At 64.1% G+C, this 3,487-nt stretch carries 3 protein-coding genes; all 3 read left to right on the top strand.

Annotation, left to right across the window (positions count from 1 at the left end):
* The coding region (locus ABJF10_RS30055) for an autotransporter outer membrane beta-barrel domain-containing protein (protein WP_348548286.1) at window positions 1–186 on the top strand (186 nt) is incomplete at its 5' end.
* A gap of 75 nt (window positions 187–261) precedes the next feature.
* Window positions 262–987, top strand: coding sequence for an SGNH/GDSL hydrolase family protein (locus ABJF10_RS30050; RefSeq protein WP_348548285.1), 726 nt, complete (start codon window positions 262–264; stop codon window positions 985–987).
* A 69-nt stretch (window positions 988–1,056) separates the two neighbouring features.
* Window positions 1,057–3,487 (top strand): protein kinase (locus ABJF10_RS30045; RefSeq protein WP_348548284.1); only part of this gene is annotated, 2,431 nt, incomplete at its 3' end.

The raw sequence follows: 3,487 nt of genomic DNA, 5'->3' as shown, positions 1-3,487 counted from the left end.
AACGGCGCCGGCAACTCGTTTCTCGTCAACGGCCCCGAACTCGGCCGCGACAGCGCCCTGCTCGGTGCCGGCTTCGCCATCCAGTTCAACGAGCGCATGTCGACCTACTTCTATTACGACGGCGAGCTCGGCCGGAAGAACTACCAGTCGACCAGCGTGACCGGCGGCGTGCGCCTCGCCTTCTAAAGACCCGTTTCCCGGCGCGTCTATCGGGCGCAGATTGTACTGGCCCCGTTTGTGGAGAAGCATTCCAATCCCATCATGCATCCCCTCCGCTCCCTCCTGCGTTCCGGCATCGTCGCCGTTTCCCTCGTCACCGCCTCCGCGCTCTTTGCCCAGGCGCCCGTGCCGGAGAAAGGCGGGGAGAAAAAGAAGGACCCTTCGCTCGCCGCCGCCGAGGACACCGCCGGACTGCCGCGTGTGCTGCTCATTGGTGATTCGATTTCCATGGGCTACACGATCCCCACGCGTGAGGCGCTCAAGGGCGTAGCCAACGTGCATCGCATCCCAACCAATGGTAGTTCGACTGACGTGGGCCTGAAGAATCTCGACGCCTGGCTGGCCACCGACGGCGCGGACAAGAAATGGGACGTGATCCATTTCAACTGGGGCCTGCATGACCTGAAGCATTGGAAGGATGGCAAGATGGACCCCGCCGGTCCGCAGGTGAATCCCGTGGAGCAATATGAAAAGAACCTCCGCGAGATCGTGGCGCGGTTGAAGAAGACCGGGGCGAAGCTCATCTTCGCCACGACCACCCCCGTACCCGAGGGCACGGTGGGCCGCGTGGCCAAGGACGAGAACGGCTACAACGAAGCCGCCCTGCGCGTGATGAAGGCCGAGGGCGTGGCCATCGACGATTTGCACGCCCTGGTCGAAGCGCACGCCGATAGCCAGCTCCCGAAGAACGTCCACTTCTCGAAGCCCGGCTATGAAACCTTGGCCGCGCAGGTCGCCGGCTCGATCAAGACGGCGCTCGGCAAGTAGCCGGGGCGTTTCCGAGCCGCGCGGGTGCCGGCTTGATTTTCGGACAACGCAAGGTTAGCTGGCAACTCGATGCATGTTCCGCAGACCGAGGTCATCCTGCGGCATGGCGACGTGGAGCTCGCGCGGGTCACCTTGCCGCCGGGCGAATACGTCATCGGTCGTGGTGAGGAAGCGCAGATTTATGCCGAGACACCGCTCATTTCGCGCCGGCACGCGCAGCTCTCGATTCTCTACGACCAGCTTTTGCTGGAGGATCTCGGCAGTAGCAATGGCACCTTTGTCGCCGAGCAGCGGATCACCGAATCGACCCGCCTGTTTCCCAACCAGCACGTGCGCCTCGGTGACGTCGTGCTGGAAGTCCGCCGCGAGCGCGCACGCACTGAGAAAGGCCTGAGCCTCCCGCCGGCCCAGGCGGCGGTCCGCCGGCTCCTGCCCGACGAACTCCTCGCGCAAAAGCGTTACGCCATCGGCACTCAGGTGGCGCGCGGCGGCATGGGCGCGATCATGCAAGCGCGGCAGCAAGCCACGCAGCGCGACGTGGCCATGAAGGTGATGCTCGAAAGCCAGAACGAAGACGGCGTGCTGCGCTTCATCGACGAGGCGCAAGTGACCGCACAGCTCGAGCACCCGAACATCGTCCCGATCTATGAACTCGGGGTCGATGAGCAGGACCAGCTTTTCTACACGATGAAGTTCGTCCGCGGCATCACCTTGAAAAAGGTGCTCGAACTGATCGAGCAAGGCGTTCCCGAGACGGTGAAGAAATATCCGCTGAGCGCGTTGCTCACCATCTTCCAAAAGACCTGCGATGCGCTGGCCTTCGCCCACGCCCGCGGCGTCATCCACCGCGACCTCAAGCCCGAGAATCTCATGCTGGGAGATTTCGGCGAGGTGCTGGTGATGGACTGGGGGCTGGCCAAGAAGTTGAATGCCGAAGGTCGTCCGGCGCCGGCCGCGCCGATTCCGAGAGACATCCACCATGGTCACGCGCCACCCGTTCTGCATCATTCCGCGGCCTCGGCCACTCTCGCCGGCTCGATCATGGGCACACCGCAATACATGAGCCCGGAACAGGCGCGTGGCGAAGTCGAGACGCTCGACGCCCGCAGCGACGTTTATGCGCTGGGCACAATCCTCTTCGAGATCATCTACCTGCGCGCTCCCGTGGGCGGCAGCGATCCCTCGCTCATCGTCGCGAAGGTGGCGCAGGGCGTCGTGGAGTGGAGTCCGTCGGCCGCGCCGGCCATGCCTCACCTTCCGGGCGGGCGCGTGCCCGATTCGCTTCTCGCGGTCTGCCGCAAGGCGCTCGCGGCGGATGTGGAGCGCCGCTATGCGAGCGTCACCGATCTCCAGTGCGATCTCGAGGCTTACCAGAACGGTTTTGCGACCAGCGCGGAGAAGGCTGGGGCGTGGAAACAATTCCGGCTCCTGATCCAGCGCCATCGCGCGGCGTCCACCACGATCGCCGCCGCCCTCGTGATCGTCGCGGCGGTCACCGCCATCTTCACGATCAATGTCGTCCGCGCCCGCAACCGCGCCGAAGCGGCGCTGCACGATCTGCGCGGCACGGCGCCGACCTTTGCCGCGCAAGCCCGCGCGCTGGTCGAGGAAGGCAAACTCGACGAGGCGCTGGAAAAGATCAGCTACGCCACGGAGCTCGATCCGAAAAATCCCGACTACCTGCTGCAGCGGGCCAACGATCTGCAAATTGCGCTGCACCTGCACGACGCGGTAGCCTCTTATCGGAAAGTCCTCGCGCTACGGCCCGGCGATGCCAGCGCCCAGCAAAATCTCGATATTTGCGACCACTTGCTCACGGAAAACGGCGACAAGGACGAATTGCCGCAGCCGCTGGTCATTAAGCTGGTCGACGCGCTCCTCGATCAAAACCGGCAGGTCGAAGCCAATCCACTCGCCCAGCGTGTTGGCAAAGGCTCGGCCACGACGGAAGCCGCCCTGCGCACCCGGCTCAAGGAATTTATCGCTCAGCCCGGTTGGAGCGGCTCTCGGCTGCGCCTGCTGCCCAATGGCACCATCAGCCTTAGCTTGACCGGTCTGCGCGTGAGCAACCTCGAGGCGATCCGCGGCTTTCCCATCAGCTCGCTGGATGTGGACGACCCGAGCTTCAGCGACCTCAAGCCGCTCACCGGCATGCCGCTCACGCACATCGGCTTCGCCGGCACCGCGGTGACGGATATCTCGCCGCTCGCGGGCATGCCTCTCGACAACATCTACATGAACCACACGCGCGTGACCGATCTCGCGCCCTTGCACACCATGAAGTTGCGCGAGCTGCACATCAGCCAGCTCGACTTGCCCAATCTCAACGCCCTCGCCGGTCTGCCCCTGGAAAAGCTCGACGTGTGGGGCGACAAGCTCACCGACATCAGCCCGCTGCGCGGCATGCCCTTGCACGAGCTGAGCATCGGCAACAACCAGATCAGCGATTTTTCCGTGCTCGCGGGGATGCCCTTGGAAATCCTTTCGCTGACGGACAACA

Origin of the sequence: Chthoniobacter sp. (assembly GCF_040003245.1) — a bacterium.
GTDB lineage: Bacteria > Verrucomicrobiota > Verrucomicrobiia > Chthoniobacterales > Chthoniobacteraceae > Chthoniobacter.
This window is presented reverse-complemented; position numbering and strand designations above follow the sequence as displayed.